Origin of the sequence: Flavobacterium sp. LC2016-13 (genome assembly GCF_009707955.1) — a bacterium.
Taxonomy (GTDB): domain Bacteria; phylum Bacteroidota; class Bacteroidia; order Flavobacteriales; family Flavobacteriaceae; genus Flavobacterium.
Genome location: NZ_WMDQ01000006.1, coordinates 97,280 through 114,937, shown reverse-complemented (window position 1 = coordinate 114,937; position 17,658 = coordinate 97,280). Strand labels below are relative to the sequence as shown.

Annotated in this window: 15 protein-coding genes; 14 read left to right on the top strand and 1 reads right to left on the bottom strand. The window is 31.2% G+C overall.

Annotated elements, in window-relative coordinates:
* The first annotated feature begins 41 nt into the window (after positions 1–41).
* Complete coding sequence (locus tag GKZ86_RS13835) at positions 42–956, top strand: dimethylarginine dimethylaminohydrolase family protein (RefSeq protein ID WP_154783701.1); 915 nt, start codon at positions 42–44, stop codon at positions 954–956.
* Positions 957–1,033: 77 nt separating this feature from the next.
* Positions 1,034–1,969 (top strand): citrulline utilization hydrolase CtlX, encoded by a 936-nt coding sequence (gene ctlX / locus GKZ86_RS13830; RefSeq protein ID WP_154783700.1) that lies wholly within the window; start codon positions 1,034–1,036, stop codon positions 1,967–1,969.
* Positions 1,970–2,050: 81 nt separating this feature from the next.
* Here the strand turns inward: ctlX and GKZ86_RS13825 are convergent, their stop codons facing one another.
* Entirely contained in the window at positions 2,051–2,677 is a 627-nt protein-coding gene (locus GKZ86_RS13825) for a MarC family NAAT transporter (protein WP_154783699.1), read from the bottom strand.
* A 153-nt stretch (positions 2,678–2,830) separates the two neighbouring features.
* On the opposite strand from GKZ86_RS13825, the gene GKZ86_RS13820 reads away from it, so the two are divergent.
* From GKZ86_RS13820 to GKZ86_RS13765, 12 genes are all read left to right on the top strand, one after another.
* Positions 2,831–3,196: a CoA-binding protein gene (locus tag GKZ86_RS13820; protein WP_154783847.1), complete on the top strand. Its 366-nt coding sequence runs from the start codon at positions 2,831–2,833 to the stop codon at positions 3,194–3,196.
* Between the two features lie 178 nt (positions 3,197–3,374).
* A complete protein-coding gene (gene recR, locus GKZ86_RS13815) occupies positions 3,375–3,995 on the top strand; it encodes a recombination mediator RecR (RefSeq protein WP_154783698.1) in 621 nt (206 codons plus the stop codon).
* 71 nt (positions 3,996–4,066) lie between these two features.
* Positions 4,067–4,861 (top strand): polysaccharide biosynthesis/export family protein, encoded by a 795-nt coding sequence (locus GKZ86_RS13810; RefSeq protein ID WP_154783697.1) that lies wholly within the window; start codon positions 4,067–4,069, stop codon positions 4,859–4,861.
* Positions 4,862–4,875: 14 nt separating this feature from the next.
* A complete protein-coding gene (locus GKZ86_RS13805) occupies positions 4,876–7,314 on the top strand; it encodes a polysaccharide biosynthesis tyrosine autokinase (protein ID WP_154783696.1) in 2,439 nt (812 codons plus the stop codon).
* A gap of 9 nt (positions 7,315–7,323) precedes the next feature.
* Positions 7,324–8,307, top strand: coding sequence for an SDR family oxidoreductase (locus GKZ86_RS13800; protein ID WP_154783695.1), 984 nt, complete (start codon positions 7,324–7,326; stop codon positions 8,305–8,307).
* A gap of 26 nt (positions 8,308–8,333) precedes the next feature.
* On the top strand, positions 8,334–9,725 hold the full coding sequence (locus GKZ86_RS13795) for a UDP-glucose 6-dehydrogenase (protein WP_154783694.1): 1,392 nt from the start codon (positions 8,334–8,336) through the stop codon (positions 9,723–9,725).
* Positions 9,726–9,820: 95 nt separating this feature from the next.
* On the top strand, positions 9,821–10,285 hold the full coding sequence (locus GKZ86_RS13790; protein WP_154783693.1) for a UpxY family transcription antiterminator: 465 nt from the start codon (positions 9,821–9,823) through the stop codon (positions 10,283–10,285).
* A 302-nt stretch (positions 10,286–10,587) separates the two neighbouring features.
* The gene (locus GKZ86_RS13785; protein WP_154783692.1) at positions 10,588–11,871 is read left to right on the top strand and encodes a nucleotide sugar dehydrogenase; all 1,284 of its coding nucleotides are present in this window, start codon (positions 10,588–10,590) and stop codon (positions 11,869–11,871) included.
* A 31-nt stretch (positions 11,872–11,902) separates the two neighbouring features.
* Positions 11,903–12,910, top strand: a complete 1,008-nt coding sequence (locus GKZ86_RS13780; protein ID WP_154783691.1) for a mannose-1-phosphate guanylyltransferase — start codon at positions 11,903–11,905, stop codon at positions 12,908–12,910.
* Positions 12,911–12,923: 13 nt separating this feature from the next.
* Positions 12,924–13,970, top strand: coding sequence for a dTDP-glucose 4,6-dehydratase (gene rfbB, locus GKZ86_RS13775; RefSeq protein ID WP_154783690.1), 1,047 nt, complete (start codon positions 12,924–12,926; stop codon positions 13,968–13,970).
* 50 nt (positions 13,971–14,020) lie between these two features.
* Positions 14,021–16,456 (top strand): SLBB domain-containing protein, encoded by a 2,436-nt coding sequence (locus GKZ86_RS13770; protein WP_154783689.1) that lies wholly within the window; start codon positions 14,021–14,023, stop codon positions 16,454–16,456.
* A 7-nt stretch (positions 16,457–16,463) separates the two neighbouring features.
* Positions 16,464–17,531, top strand: a complete 1,068-nt coding sequence (locus tag GKZ86_RS13765; protein WP_154783688.1) for a Wzz/FepE/Etk N-terminal domain-containing protein — start codon at positions 16,464–16,466, stop codon at positions 17,529–17,531.
* The last annotated feature ends 127 nt before the right edge of the window (positions 17,532–17,658 follow it).

The following is a 17,658-nucleotide window of genomic DNA, read 5'->3' as shown; positions in this document are numbered from 1 at the left end:
TGTGAAGCTTTTTTTATATTTGCCCAAAATATAATAAAGTTATGTTGCAATTAAATGTAAAGAACGAAACATCAAGATTACGCGCAGTAGTTTTGGGTTCTGCTGTTCATAATGGGCCAACACCATCTTTGGATGAAGCCTATGATCCCAAATCATTGGAACATATTAAAGCAGGAACTTATCCTCTCGAAAAAGATATGGTTCCTGAAATGGATGCTTTTAACGCCGTTTTTCAAAAATATGACGTTACCGTTTATCGTCCTGAAATGATAGAGAATTATAATCAGATTTTTGCAAGAGATATTGGTTTTGTAATTGATGATACTTTTGTGAAATCAAATATTCTCCCTGATAGAGAACGAGAATTAGATGCTATTCAATATATAATTGATCAAATGGATGTTCAAAAAGTGGTTCGTCCGCCGGAAGAAGTTCATATCGAAGGTGGAGACGTTATGCTTTGGAATGATCATATTTTTATTGGTACTTATAAAGGTAGCGACTATAAAGATTATATTACTGCCAGAACCAATATGCATGGTGTCAACTTTATTAAAAACCTGTTTCCAAATAAAATTGTCAAAGAATTTGATTTAGTAAAATCTAAATTAGAAGCTCGCGACAATGCATTGCATTTAGATTGTTGTTTTCAACCAGTAGGAAAAAACAAAGGAATTATTTATAAAAGAGGCTTTCGCGAAGAAGCTGATTATTTGTATTTAGTAAATCTTTTCGGGAAAGAAAATTTATTTCACATCGAAAGAAACGAAATGTATAATATGTTTTCGAACGTATTTTCTATTGATGAAAATGTAGTTGTTTCAGAAAAGAATTTTACCAGATTAAATAACTGGCTGCGTGCAAATGGCTTTACTGTTGAAGAAATTCCGTATGCTGAAATTGCAAAACAAGAAGGTTTATTGAGATGTTCAACTTTACCTTTAATTAGAGACTAAATATTTGTTTGAAATTTCAAGTTTCACATTGTTATAAACGGAGACTTGAAATTCAAAACAAAATAAAAACATATAAAATGAAACAGACTACAAATGCAATCGTAATGATTAGGCCAGTTGCTTTTAGAATGAATGAGCAAACAGCAGTAAATAATTATTACCAAAAAGTATTAGACGGACTTTTGCCAAGTACAGTAAACGCTAAAGCACAGCAAGAATTTGATGTTTTTGTTGAAAAATTAAGAGCGGTAGGGGTTGATGTAACTGTGGTTGATGATACTTTAGAAACAGATACGCCAGATAGTATTTTTCCAAACAACTGGGTTTCTTTTCATGAAAATGGAGATGTAGCTTTGTATCCAATGTTTGCTGAAAATCGTCGTCAGGAACGTCGTGAAGATATTTTAGATACACTTGAAGATAAAGGTTTTGAGATCGCTAACATAATGGATTATACTTCTGCAGAAGAAGATGGTATTTTTTTAGAAGGAACAGGAAGTTTGCTTTTAGATCGTGCCAACGGAAAAGCATATTGCGCATTATCGCCTCGTGCAGACGAAGAATTATTTATTGAATTCTGTGAAGATTTTGATTATGCTCCTGTCATTTTTGAAGCTTTTCAAACTGTAAATGGCGAACGTAAATTAATCTATCACACAAATGTAATGATGTGTTTAGGTGAAACATTTGCTGTTATTTGTGCCGATTGTATTGATGATAAAAAAGAAAGAAAAATGGTTCTTGAAAATCTAAAGACAGACGGAAAAGAAATTATTTTAATTACAGAAGCGCAAGTGAATAATTTTGCAGGTAATATGTTAGAGGTTAGAGGAACAAATGACAAGAAATATATTGTTATGAGTGCATCTGCACATCAAAGTTTAACTCCAAAACAAATTGCTCAATTAGAAAATCATGCAGAAATTTTAAGCTCAAGTTTAGATACAATTGAAGCTTGTGGCGGCGGAAGCGCCAGATGTATGATGGCAGAAGTGTTTTTGCCAAGAAACTAGAATATTTTATAAAAGAGAAAAAAGGGATAAAACGCTATGTTTTATCCCTTTTCTATTTTGTATAAATGTGGAAATATTACATTAAAAATTTCCTTTTATAATATTGACGATCGAACTTACGATATATTGAATTCCGATAGAAATTACAATAAAACCAACAATTCTGGAAATTGCTACAATTCCTGATGCACCTAATATTCGGGCTAAATAATGAGCGCTTTTTAGAATTACAAAAATAGCAACCGCAATAGCCAGAATGGCTAAACTAGAAATAATGATTTCCTCCATTGCGTGATGTTCCTGGTAAAAAGCAATCAGTAAAGAAATAGACCCAGGTCCAGCAAGCATTGGTATTGCCAAAGGTGTTAGAGCGATATCATTTCGTTGTTGTGCATCGGTTTCGATTTTTTTATTGATACCTCGCTTTTTATTGAATTTTCCTGAAAGCAATGAAAAACCTGAATTTACAATTACAATTCCACCGGCAATTCGCAGAGCATCAATACTAATTCCAAAAAAAGTCAGAACATATTGCCCGATAAAAAAAGAAACAATCAAAATAATAAAAACGTTTATGGCTGTCCATAAAGAAATTCTGGAACGTTCCTTTTGAGAATCGTGTTGTGTAAGTCCAACAAAAATAGGTACAGTACCAATTGGATTTAATACTGAAAAAAGAGCGGCAAATAAATAAATGAATAAATCCATATTGTTTGGGTTAGTAAAGTAAAAATAGTCATTTTTTAGTAGCTTAGAATAAAATCATGATGGGATATCGTTTTTTTATTCTTGTTAATTCTGTATCAACAACCTAAACTAAGCTCATTCTTTTTGATTACTTTTGTGAAATATTTAAAAATGATGAAAAATAAAAAAACCTTAGTTCTTGGTGCTACTACAAAACCAGATCGATATGCTTTTAGAGCCATAAATATGTTAGTTGAAAAAGGACACACTGTATTGGCAATTGGTCAAAATACTGGCGAAGTAGCCGGCGTAAAAATTCAGACCAAAGCTATTCCCGTTAAAAATATTGATACCGTAACTTTATATTTAAATCCTGCACGTCAGCGTGATTATTATAATTACATTATTGAAGCACAACCAAAAAGAGTGGTTTTTAATCCTGGAACTGAAAATCCTGAATTGTATCAATTGTTAGAATTAAACAACATCAAGTCTGAAGTTGCTTGTACTTTAGTTCTTTTAGCAACAAATCAATATTGATTTTATAAAAAAAAACAGTTGTTTCTAATGTCTTTTTTATTCTCTGTTAAAAATAAAAAAGTACGCCAATCTCAACCGGATTAAAAAATAACGATTTATACTATATTTGTATTTTAAAAGTACTGATTTTAGTCGCCCCAAAGACTACTAAACCATTTAAAATATTACTTTTGTCGTCATGGAATTTTCATCAAAATTAATAGAAAAAGCAGTGAACGAAATGTCGCAATTACCAGGAATTGGTAAACGTACGGCATTACGCTTGGTTTTGCATTTATTAAAACAACCCAAGGAACAAACCGGCTTTTTATCTCAGGCATTGCTAAATATGCGTGAGGACATTAAGTTTTGCGAAAATTGCCATAATATTTCAGATACAAAAGTTTGCGAAATCTGCGCTAACGAAGCAAGAAACCATCAATTAATTTGTGTGGTTGAAGATATTCGCGACGTAATGGCTATCGAAAATACAGGACAATATAAAGGCATTTATCATGTTTTGGGCGGAAAAATTTCTCCAATCGAAGGTGTTGGCCCTAGTCAGTTAAATATTTCAAGTTTAGTTGTAAAGGTAAAATCCGGTAAAGTGCAGGAAATCATTTTTGCATTAAGCTCAACTATGGAAGGCGATACAACAAATTTTTACATCTATAAACAAATTGGAGAGTCTGACGTTGTAATTTCTACAATTGCCAGAGGAATATCTGTGGGAGATGAGCTAGAATATGCAGATGAAGTTACTCTCGGAAGAAGTATTATACATCGGGTTCCATTCGAAAAAACTTTCAAAAACAACTAAATAAACCCAAATAACAGTTAGATTTTCTGAAGATTAAAGGAAAACCTATATTTGCCGATAAATTTTAAATAATGACAAAAAAAAGCTTTTATATACTGCTATTAATTAGTACACTTTTTACATCTTGTATTCCTATAAAAGATTTAGTGTATTTACAAGATAAAGATTCTTCAGGAGAACAAAACACTGTTGCTGCAGTTGAATCTAAACCATATCGATTACAAGTAAATGATGTTTTAAGTGTCGATATAAAAGCAATTGATTCAAAACTTGTGTCTATTTTTAACACAACAGATACTGCTTCCGGAGCTTCCGGAAAAACAGAATCAGGTTTATATTTTACCGGCTTCACTGTAGATGATCATGGAAATATTCGAATGCCAATCTTGGGTGAAATAAATGTTATTGGATATACTCTTGAAGAAGTAAGAGTTATAATTGAAAAAAAATTACTCGAGGAATATTTTAAAACTGAGGCTAATATTTTTGTAACCGTAAAATTAGCTGGTTTTAGATATACAATAAATGGTGAAGTTGCAAGTACAGGAACAAAAACATTGTTTAAAGAACATGTTACCATTTTAGAAGCTATTGCAAATGCAGGAGATATTACAACAGTTGGAAATAGAAAAGCTGTAACAGTAATTCGTCAGATTCCTACAGGAGTTGAAATGCACGATATTGATCTTACAGATGTAAATGTTCTTAAATCTCCATATTATTATCTGCAACCTAATGATTATGTTTATGTAAAACCATTAAGGCAAAAAACATGGGGGACTGGTCAAACAGGAATACAATCAATTGGTACAATAATAACTTTGTTGTCTTTAGCAACAACAGTTTATTTGATTCTTAAAAATTAAACTAAATTCAAAAGATGTTAGATATAAAAGATTTTTCGATTTTTGAGAATCATTCAAATTTTGATTTTAAAGGATTTCTATTAAAAATTATCAGTTATTGGAAATGGTTTCTTGCTAGTTTATTAATCGCACTTACAATTGCGTATCAGGTAAATATTCGAAAAGAGAAAATTTATGCGATGCAAACCATGATTTCTATTAAAGAAGAAAGCAATCCGTTTTTTACTTCTAATACTAGTTTGGTTTTTAATTGGGGGGGAATTTCAGATCAGGTAAATGGTATTTCAACAATATTGAAGTCGAGATCACACAATGAATTGGTTGTTGATAAATTGCAATTTTATATTGACTACCTGCAACAAACAAAATATAATTTAGTTGATTCATACGGATCAGTTCCTTTTTATATCAATATTGATAAAACAAAAGGACAGCTTGCAAATGCCTTAATTAGTATTAAGTTTTTGAGTGATAAAGAATATGAAATTCGAATTCCTTTTGAAAACAGTTCGATGTCATTAGTAAATTATTCTACCAATTCTTATGTAAGTACAAACGTTCAGCCTATAGAATTTGTAAAAAAATGTAAAGTTGGGGAACAAGTTGTATTGCCTTTTTTAAATTGGAAATTAGAACTAAATGATAATCCTGGGTTTTATAAAGGGAATGAATATTTTGTGAGATTTAATGACTTTAATGGTACAGTGTCTCGTTACAGAGGTGTAAATATTGATTCTGATGACAAAGGTGGATCAATATTAACTTTAAGTATGACTGGCACAAATAAAGCCAGAATGGTAGAGTACTTAAATGCTACAGTTAAAATGTTGATAAAAATTCAGCTTGACGGAAAAAATCAATTTGCAAACAATACAATAAGATTTATAGATAGCACTCTGGTTGCTATGGAAGGGCAATTGAAGCAAAATGGAAATGAACTAAAATCTTTCAGAAAAGACAAAAACATATACGATATTGAAGCTGGAGGAGCTAAAATTTCGGATAAAATAACTGATTTTGACTTAGAAAAAGATCAGATTTCGAGAAAAATAGCATATTACAATTCACTTAAAACATATCTAAATAATAGTGTTGATTATTCAAGACTGCCTGCTCCGTCTGTTGCAGGAATAGATGATCCGAATATCGTTGTTAATGTTTCAAAAATAATATCACTTTCTACTCAAAGATCTGAAATGTCTTATGCGGTAAAGAGTGATAAGATTTTTAAAGATTTTGATAACCAAATGGCAGCTGTAAAAAATGTTTTGCTAGAAAATATTACCAGCGCTAAATCATCATTATTATATGATTTGTCAATCGTTAACGCAAAGATTGGCCAAGCTGAAAATACAGTTAAGAAACTGCCTGAAGAGCAACAAGAGTTATTGAAAATCAAAAGAAAATATGATTTAAATGACAATATTTATACTGAATTTCTTCAGAAAAGAAACGAAGCAGAAATTGTAAAAGCATCTAATTTATCAGATATTCATTTTATAGATTCTGCAAAAGATATTGGTGGTGGTTTAATAGGTCCAAAAACTTCAGTTAATTATGTACTGGCACTATTTTTAGGAATATTGATACCTTTATTATTTATTTTAGGAATTTTCTTTATCAATAATTCGATTCAAAGTACTGAAGATATTAGTAAATTAACTCAAATACCACTTATTGGAGTTATTGGTGTAAATAAAGACAATGTAAATTTAGCCGTATTTGATAAACCTAAATCTGCACTTTCAGAATCTTTCAGGGCAATTCGTTCATCATTGCAATTTCTATATAAAAAACAGCAAGTAAGTGGCGCTAAAACGTTAATGATTACATCATCTATAAGTGGCGAAGGAAAAACATTTTGCTCTATAAATATTGCTACAATTTTCGCTTTAAGCGAAAAGAAAACAGTTATAATTGGTTTAGATTTAAGAAAACCAAGATTAGCCGATGAGTTTAATTTAACTACTCAGGTTGGAGTTGTTAATTATTTAATTAAACAAAAGACCTTGAGTGAGATAACAAATGCTACAGAGATTCCTAATCTTGATGTTATTCTTTCAGGACCAATTCCGCCTAATCCATCTGAGCTTATTATAAGTGAAGCAATGAAAGAACTAATCGATGAATTAAAACAAAAATACGATTATATTATTTTAGATACTCCTCCTGTTGGTTTGGTTTCTGATGCTTTAGAATTGGCTCAATATGCTGATGTAACATTGTATATTGTTAGACAGAATTATACCAAAAAAGATATGATTACGTTATTGAACACAAGAATAAAAAGGGGTGAGCTCAATAATACCAGCATTGTTTTGAACGGATATGAAAATAAAGCCAAATATGGCACCTACGGATATGGTTATGGAGCCTATTCTAACGGATACTATGAAGTGCAGGAAAAACCAACTTTGCTGAAGTCTATTTTTAATAAATTTGGTAAAAAATAAATCAAGAATATGAAAACATCCACTCAATATAAAATTCTAATTACTGGTGGAGCTGGCTTTATTGGTTCAAATTTATGTGAGTATTTTTTAGAATTGGGTCATGAAGTTGTTTGTTTAGATAATTTTTCAACAGGACATCATCATAATTTGAAAGATTTGAAAGATAATCCCAATTTCAAATTAATTGAAGGAGATATTCGGAATATTGATGATTGTGTTTTAGCCGTTGAAGGAGTTGATTATGTATTACACCAGGCTGCTCTTGGTTCTGTTCCAAGATCTATAAATGATCCCATAACTACAAACGATGTCAATGTTTCAGGTTTTTTAAACATGCTGGTAGCTTCTCGAGATGCCAAAGTGAAACGATTTATATATGCTGCGAGTTCTTCAACTTATGGAGATTCTCAAGGATTGCCAAAAGTTGAAGATGTAATAGGGAAACCTTTATCTCCCTATGCAATTACAAAATATGTAAACGAATTGTACGCCGAAATTTTTAGTAAAACTTACGGATTAGAAACGATAGGATTGCGTTATTTTAATGTTTTTGGAAGAAAGCAAGATCCCAATGGCGCTTATGCAGCTGTGATTCCGAAATTTGTTATGCAATTTATGAATTACGAAAGTCCTGTGATTAATGGGGATGGCAATTATTCGAGAGATTTTACTTACATTTGTAACGTTGTTCAGATGAATGAACTGGCAATGACAAGCGAGAATCCGGAAGCAGTAAATACGGTTTACAATACCGCATTTGGTGACCGAAATACATTGAACGATTTAGTTGGGTATTTAAAAGAATATTTAGCTGAATTTGATCCTAAAATTGCTGATGTTGAAGTTGTTTATGGAGTAAACAGAGCAGGAGACATACCACATTCATTAGCAAGTATTGATAAAGCAAAAAAAATATTGGGTTATGATCCAAAATATTCTTTACAGGAAGGATTAAAAGAAGCTGTAAGTTGGTATTGGAATAATTTGAAATAAATAAAAATTTAAGAAATATATATTAAATGAAAATTACTAAAATTTGTTGCATTGGAGCTGGTTATGTAGGAGGACCCACTATGGCAGTAATTGCTCAAAAATGTCCTGATATTCAAGTAACAGTTGTAGATCTTAATGAACAAAGAATTAAAGATTGGAATGATCCTAATACAGAAAATATTCCTATCTACGAGCCAGGCCTTTCAGAAATTGTAGCAGAAGCAAGAGGTAGAAATCTTTTCTTTTCAACAGAAGTTGAAAAAGCGATTGATGAAGCACAAGTTATTTTTATCTCAGTAAATACGCCAACCAAAACCTATGGAAAAGGAAAGGGCATGGCTGCGGATTTAAAATATATTGAGTTATGTGCAAGACAAATTGCAAAAGTTGCTAAACAAAATAAAATTGTCGTAGAAAAATCTACTTTACCAGTTAGAACAGCAGAAGCAATAAAAAGTATTTTAGATAATACAGGAAACGGAGTTCAGTTTCAGATCTTATCAAATCCTGAATTTTTGGCTGAAGGAACTGCTGTTACAGATTTGCTAAATCCAGATCGTATTTTAATTGGTGGAGATACAACCCCAGAAGGTAAAGATGCCATTAATGCTTTAGTTGATGTTTATGCAAATTGGGTAAGCAGAGATAAAATTTTGACGACAAACGTTTGGTCATCAGAATTGTCCAAGCTTACAGCAAATGCATTTTTAGCGCAGCGTATTTCATCTATAAATGCAATGTCAGAACTATGTGAAAAAACTGGTGCAGATGTTAGTGAAGTGGCAAGAGCAATTGGAATGGATAGTAGAATTGGATCTAAATTCTTAAAAGCATCAGTAGGTTTTGGAGGTTCGTGTTTTCAAAAAGATATTTTGAATCTTGTTTACATAGCGAAATCATATGGTTTAAATGAAGTTGCAGATTATTGGGAACAAGTTATTATAATGAATGATCATCAAAAAAGAAGATTTTCAAATAAAATTGTTCAGACATTATATAATACTGTAGCTGATAAAAAGATTACATTTTTAGGTTGGGCCTTTAAAAAAGATACGAATGATACTCGTGAATCTGCAGCTATATATGTTGCGGACGATTTAATAAACGAAAAAGCAAATATTTCAGTATACGATCCGAAAGTTTCAAGAAATAAAATATTGAGCGATTTAGATTATTTGGAAACAAGATCTGCAGAAGAAAATAATAATTCAATTTTGACGTTTGATAATGCGTATGAATCTTGTAAAGGATCACATGCAATTGCAATTCTTACGGAATGGGATGAATTTACAACTTACGATTGGCAGAAAATTTACGACGCAATGCATAAACCAGCATTTCTTTTTGATGGAAGAAATATTTTGAATGCTAAAGAATTAGAGTCAATTGGATTTATTTATAAAGGTATAGGTTCTTAGTAAGAGATAAATGTAAAAGATAATTGAAGTAAAATTTAAGATGAGATGAGAAGTAATGTGGAAGATATAAATGTTTTATTTCAATATAAAAAAGCATGAGTTGGTATGTAATATATACTAAGCCTAAATGGGAGAAGAAGGTAGCTGAAAAACTGAATCAAATTGGTATAGAATGCTATTGCCCGGTAACTATACAGATAAAGCAGTGGTCAGACAGAAAGAAAAAAGTTGAAGTACCACTATTTAATTCGTATGTTTTTGTACAATTATTAGAAAAAGATCGAAATTCTGTTTTTCAAATTGCAGGTGTGGTGCGATATTTGTACTGGTTAGGAAAACCCGCTATTGTTAGAGACGAAGAAATAGAAAGTATTAAAAATAATTTAGCATCTCCTAATATAAGTGAAGTTTCAGTTAGTTCTATTCAGGTTGGTGATAGAATAAAATTAGAATCAGGCGCTTTTAGTAATCAGGAAGCTATTGTAAAAGAAGTTTCAAAGACACATTATATTTTGGTTTTAGAAGCCTTAGGTTGTGTTTTAAAGATAAAATATAAATAATTTAATGGCGTTACAAAAGTCAATTAATGGCTATAGAGGATAAAATCACTTTATAATATGATTTTTTATCCTCTATTTTTTTTGTAAAAAAATTCTTCTATTATCTGATTTATAGAGGTTTGAAAATAGATGCTTTTTTTATTCTTTTTCTTTTAGGGTTCTAAAGGAAACTGTCTTGAATAAATTGACTGAATGTGTTATATTTGCCTAAATAAATTTCGAGTGCCTGTGTCCAATTTTGTGACTCAGAGTGGCGAAGCTATGAGTTATGATGACCAAAATTGATTAAAATATAAGAAAAAATGGATAAATCCATAAAAATTGCCATAATAGGTTTAGGTTATGTTGGTCTTCCTTTAGCTCGATTATTTGCGACAAAATATCCTGTTGTAGGTTTTGATATAAACGAATCTAGAGTTAGTACTTTAAAGTCTGGAACAGATACAACATTAGAAGTTGATGATGCTACTTTGCAAAAAGTATTAGTTACTGATTCAAATAATGAAAATGGTTTATATTGTACTACCTCTTTAAATGATATTGCAGATTGTAATTATTTTATAATTACAGTTCCAACTCCAGTTGATAAAAATAATCGCCCTGATTTAACGCCTTTATATAAGTCTAGCGAATCTGTTGGAAAAGTTTTAAAAAAAGGTGATATTGTAATATATGAATCAACAGTATATCCTGGTGTAACAGAAGAACAATGTGTGCCTGTTTTAGAAAGAGTTTCTAGCTTAGAATTCAATGTAGATTTTTTCGCAGGATATTCTCCAGAAAGAATAAATCCGGGAGATAAAGAACATACTGTCGAAAAAATTTTAAAAGTAACATCCGGATCAACTACTGAAATAGGTTTAAAAGTAGATGCTCTTTATAAATCAGTCATTACAGCCGGTACACATCTTGCTCCATCCATAAAAGTTGCAGAAGCAGCAAAAGTTATTGAAAATTCACAAAGAGATATTAATATCGCTTTTGTAAATGAATTGGCTAAAATTTTTAATTTGATGGGTATCGATACTCAGGAAGTATTAACGGCTGCATCAACAAAATGGAATTTTTTGCCATTTAAACCAGGCTTGGTAGGAGGTCATTGTATTGGCGTTGATCCTTATTATTTAGCACAAAGAGCACAAGAATTTGGATATCATCCTGAAATAATTTTAGCAGGAAGACGTTTAAATGACAGCATGGGAGAATATGTTGCGTCTCAGGTAGTCAAATTAATGATTAAAAAAGGAATTTCAGTTAATGGAGCTAATCTCTTAATGCTTGGAATTACTTTTAAAGAGAACTGTCCGGATGTAAGAAATACCAAAATTGTCGATGTTGTGAAAGCATTAACTGAATATGGAATTTCAGTTGTAATATTCGATCCACTTGCTAATGCAAATGATGTAAAAAAAGAATATAATTTAGTAACAATTAACAGTATTCCGGATGATAAATTTGATGCAATTGTTCTGGGAGTTTCACATGCAGAATTCTTAAAATTAAATTTTGCCGAATTACAAAAAACAAATAGTTTATTATACGATGTGAAAGGAGTTTTAGGTTCTATAGCTGACAACAGATTATAGCACTTAAAAACCTTTTTTTACTTGAAAAAAAATGGAGAAAAGCAATTCAATTATACATGTAATTTTAACTGGAGGAGTAGGAAGTAGATTATGGCCTCTTTCCAGAAAAAGTCAACCCAAACAATATTTAGAGATATTTGAAAATAAATCTTTGTTTGAAATGACAGTGGATAGAAACAGTCATTTAGCTAATAAAGTAATGGTTGTTGGCAATGTAGACAATCATCATTTGAGTGGTAAAGTTATGGATAAAACCAAAACTTCTTATGTAAATATAGTTGAAGCTACACCACGAAATACAGCTGCAGCTATTGCTTTTGCAGCATTTGCATCTAACCCAGAAGATATTTTAATTGTAACTCCTTCTGACCATATTATTGATAAGATGGATAACTATAATGATGCAATAAATGAAGCTATTTCAAAAGCGCAAGATGGTTTTATTGTAACATTCGGAATTATCCCAACCAAACCAGAAACGGGATATGGTTATATAGAATCAAAAGGAGATAGAGTACTTTCATTTAGAGAAAAACCAAATGAAACTACAGCAAAAGAATTCATAGCAAAAGGTAATTTTCTATGGAATAGTGGAATGTTTTGCTTTAAGGCAGGAGTATTGTTGGATGAATTGAAACAATTTCAGCCTGATGTTTATGAGAAATCTAAAGCTGTTTGGGAATCAAGCAAACAAGGGTTTTTAGATTTAAATTTATCATTAGAAATCCCATCAATTAGCATTGATTATGCTGTAATGGAGCGCAGTAAAAAAATAAAGGTTGTTCCGGCATCATTTGCATGGTCGGATTTAGGTTCTTTCGAATCAGTATACGATTATTTACTAGCAAAAGGACATTCTGTAGATAAAAATGGTAACATGGTTATTGGATCTGAAAAACATACTACATTTTTAGGATTAAAGAATACAATCTTCGTTCATACTGAGACGGCTAATTTAATTTTGCAAAGAGAAAATTCACAAGATGTAAAGGATATTTACAATGAATTGGAAAAGCAAAATTCAGATTTGTTAAACTAATTAAATAGAAAAAATGAAAAGAATTCTTATAACTGGTGGTGCTGGTTTTATTGGATCACATGTGGTTAGGCGTTTTGTAACAAAATATCCGGATTATCAAATTTTTAATTTAGATGCACTTACTTATGCAGGAAATCTGGAAAATATAAAAGACATTGAAAATCAACCTAATTATCATTTTGTAAAAGGAGATATAGTTGATGAAGCTTTTATAAATGAACTTTTTTTAACTTATAATTTTGATGGAGTATTGCACTTGGCAGCAGAATCTCATGTTGACCGTTCTATCGAAGATCCGTTAGCATTTGTAAAAACAAATGTTATTGGTACAATGAATTTGCTGAATGCAGCAAAAAATCAATGGAAAAATAATTTTGAAAGTAAAAGATTCTATCATATTAGTACAGATGAAGTTTACGGTTCTCTTGGAGCTGAAGGGTTTTTTACAGAAACTACATCTTACGATCCTAATTCACCTTATTCTGCTTCAAAAGCAAGTTCAGATCATTTTGTGAGAGCATATGGGGAAACGTATGGTTTGCCTTATGTTTTAACAAACTGCTCTAACAATTATGGATCTTATCATTTCCCGGAAAAGTTAATACCTCTTTTTATTAATAATATCATAAACAATAAGCCATTGCCGGTTTATGGCGATGGAAATTACACTAGAGATTGGTTGTTTGTTGAAGATCATGCAATTGCAATTGATTTAGTTTTCCATGAAGGAAGAAATCATGAAACATATAACATTGGAGGATTTAATGAATGGAAAAATATTGATTTAGTAAAATTGTTATGCAATATTATGGATCAAAAATTAGGTAGAAAATCAGGTGCCTCACAAGAATTAATCACTTACGTAAAAGACAGACCAGGTCATGATTTACGTTATGCTATTGATGCATCAAAAATTAATAAAGAATTAGGTTGGAAACCATCTGTAACTTTTGAAGAAGGTTTGGAAAAAACGATTAATTGGTATCTTAATAATGAAGAATGGTTGCAAAATGTAACTTCAGGCTCTTATAAAGATTATTATCAAAAACAATACTCATAAACAATAAGCAATTTTATTTCAACCAAATTCAGGTTAAATTATAATTCAATATGAAAAAAATAATACACGTTCTTGCTCTGTTTTTTATTTTACTTATGTCCTTGAATGTACATGCACAAGACATACTTAAATCTAAAGATTTAAGCACTGTTCAAGTAGATTATTTATCTGATGATGATATAGCGAAGATTAGTGCACAACTAAAAAGTAATAATGCAACTATTGATCAAGTTGAGCCAATGGCCTTGTCTAAAGGAATGAGTCAGGCCGAATTCAATAAGCTAAGAGTAAAACTTGCTCAGTTTGAGAAAAAAAAGCCTAAAAACATTGATTCTGATAATAGTAAAGCCAAAGCAACAGATAAAGATTCTGAGTTTGGAAGAAAACAAGAGAAAATCAAAAATGAAAAAGTTAAAGATTCTGCCAATGCTCTAATTTTTGGATCAGAATTATTCGATAATCCAACTTTAAATTTTGAACCAGATTTAAAATTAGCAACTCCAATGAACTATAGCTTAGGGCCTGGAGATGAATTGCAAGTTAGTGTATATGGAGTTCAGGAATATAATGCTAGTATTCCAGTAAGTGTAGAAGGTAAAATCACTATTGATTACGTAGGGCAAATTGCTGTTTCAGGAATGTCAATAGAAGCTGCTACTCAAAAAATAAAAGCTGCAATTGCAAGAGTTTATAGTACCGTTCGATCTGGACAGTCTCAAGTTAGCGTAAGTTTGGGTCGCATCCGAACAATCAAAATAACTGTAGTAGGAGGAAAACAACCCGGTAATTATTCAATTTCATCTTTAGCAACAGTTTATAACGCATTGCATTTAGCAGGCGGACCAGGCAAAAATGGTAGTTATAGAAACATTGAATTAATTAGAAACAATAAAATATACAAAAACATTGACATCTATAAGTTTTTAGTAAAAGGAGATCAATCAGATAATGTTAGTTTAAAAGATAATGATGTAATTAGAATTCCTGCCTATACCCAAAGGGTGACAGTTGAAGGAGAAGTAAAACGCCCAGGAATTTTTGAAATAAAAAAAGGAGAAACATTTTCAGATTTATTGAATTTTGCATCAGGATTTAACGAATTTGCTTATACAGCATCTGTGAATGTAACGCAGAAAACCGGAAAAGAATTTAAAGTTCATGATATAAACGAAAGTCAGTACACTTCCTACCTACCACAATCAGGAGATGTTTTTAGAATAACTAAAATTTTAAATCGATTTGAGAATCGTATTAAAATCGAAGGTGCTGTTTTTAGACCCGATTATTATTCATATAGTGAAGGAATGCGAATTTCCGATCTTATTACGAGAGCCGAAGGACTTACGGAAGATGCTTATACTAAAAGAGCAAGAATCATTCGTTTAAAAACAAACTTAACTACAGAAATAGTAAATATTGATTTAAGTGCAGCTTTGTCAGGTGATTTAAATGCTGATGTAGAGCTAAAAAGAGAAGATATTGTAACTGTTTACTCTATTTTGGATTTCAGAGAAGAATATAAAGTTACTATCGATGGAGAAGTAAAAAATCCTGGAGAATATGAATACTTTGAAAATTTGACTTTAAACGATTTAGTTGTACAAGTTGGAGGTTTAACAGGTTCAGCTTCTAAAAGAGTTGAAATTGCAAGAATGGTAAAATCTGATGAAATAGATGATGCTGATCCGAAACGAATAGAATTAGTTGAACTTGAAATTACTGCTGACAATAACGAGCAAATTAAAAATTTCGTTTTAAAACCTTTTGATGTTATTAATATACGTCGAATGGCAGTTTATGAAAAGCCACAAATGGTTATTGTAAGCGGTGCTGTTGGTTATCCTGGCAAATATGTATTAGCCAATAAAAAAGAAACGGTTTACAATGTAGTTATGAGAGCAGGCGGACTAACTTCTATCGCTAATTTAGATGGTATGAAAATAAAAAGACCAATTAAACAAGAGCAAATTGAAAAATTAGAAAGCGTTGATTTAAACCTGTCAAAGAATGACACATTGAATGATAAACTAACTAAACGATTAAAGGAAGAATTAAAATATGCTACAATTCCAGTTAACTGGGAAAAAATTGTTCAAGATAAAAACCATTATTCAAATGTTACTTTATTTCCTGGTGATGAAATTGAAGTATCAGTGTATAATGAGGGTGTGAAAGTTACAGGAAATGTTTTATTGACTTCAGAAATTCCATATAGAAATGGAAAAGGATTTAAATATTATATAAATGCAGTTGGTGGAGTAGATAATAAAGGCTGGAAGAAAAAAGCTTACATTATCTATCCAAATGGTAAAGCTTCAGTTACCAGCTCTTTCCTGTTTTTTAGATCTTATCCTAAAGTGACCCCAGATTCTCAAATTGTGGTTCCTGAAAAACCAGAAACGAAAAAGATGAGCGCTGGTGAATGGGCAGGTCTTGGAACTGCTTTTGCAAGTCTAGCATTATTAATTGTTACAGCTTTTAAATAAGAATTTAATGGATAATACACCTATTCAAAACGACGAAATATCTTTAAAAGAATTAATAATTAAAATAAAAGAATGGTATTCTTATTTGCTATCTAAATGGAAAATTATTGTTTTAGCAGGAATAATTGGAGCTGCTTTAGGATTAGCGTATTCTTTCATGAAAAAACCAATTTATACAGCAACTTTATCTTTTGCATTGGAGGATGAAAAAACTGGCGGAGGTGGTTTAGGAAGTGCATTAGGATTAGCCAGTTCCTTTGGCTTAGACTTAGGAGGAAGTGGAGGAGGCATCTTTACGGGGTCTAATTTAACAGAGCTTTTTAAATCCAGATCTATGGTCGAAAAGACATTGTTATCTCCGGTTAATTTAAATGGTCGAAAAATATCGTTGGCAGAAATGTATATTGAAAATAACGAATGGAGGGACAATTGGAAAAAGAATCCTAAATTATCAAATATACAGTTTTTACCTAATGCAAATCGCAAATATTTCACTAGAATTCAAGATAGCATTATGGGGACAATATATGGTAATTTATCTAAGACAGGATTATATGTTGGTCAAAAAGATAAAAAAGTATCAATTATTGATATCGATGTGTCATCAACCAATGAGCTATTCTCAAAATATTTTTGTGAAGCATTAGCAAAGGAAGTTGGTCAATTTTATGTTGAAACAAAAAGCAAAAAAGCCAGAATGAACATGACCATTTTAGAACGTCAGGTTGATTCTATAAGAAGAGAATTAAATGGAGCAATAACAGGTGTTGCTGTTGCAAATGATAACACCTTTAATTTAAACCCTGCTCTCAATGTTAGAAGAGCACCTTCAGCTCGAAGACAAGTTGATGTTCAGGCTAATACTGCTATTTTAACAGAGTTGGTTAAACAATCAGAATTGGCTAAGGTCACATTACGAAAAGAGACTCCATTGATTCAAGTAATAGACCGACCTATTTTACCTTTACCCAAAGAAAAATTTGGGAAAGCAAAAGGAATACTGATAGGCGGGATTTTGACTGGATTTTTAGCGATATTGTTTTTATTGGTAAAAAGAATATTTAATAATTTGTAGCAGTGCCTTGCGAATCTGCTACCTCACTAATTTTTCTATAACAGAACTCAGAAAATTAAGTTTATATCTTCTGAATTTATTTGGACTAATTTAGGTTTCTTAATTGATATACGATTATTTGGCAGAT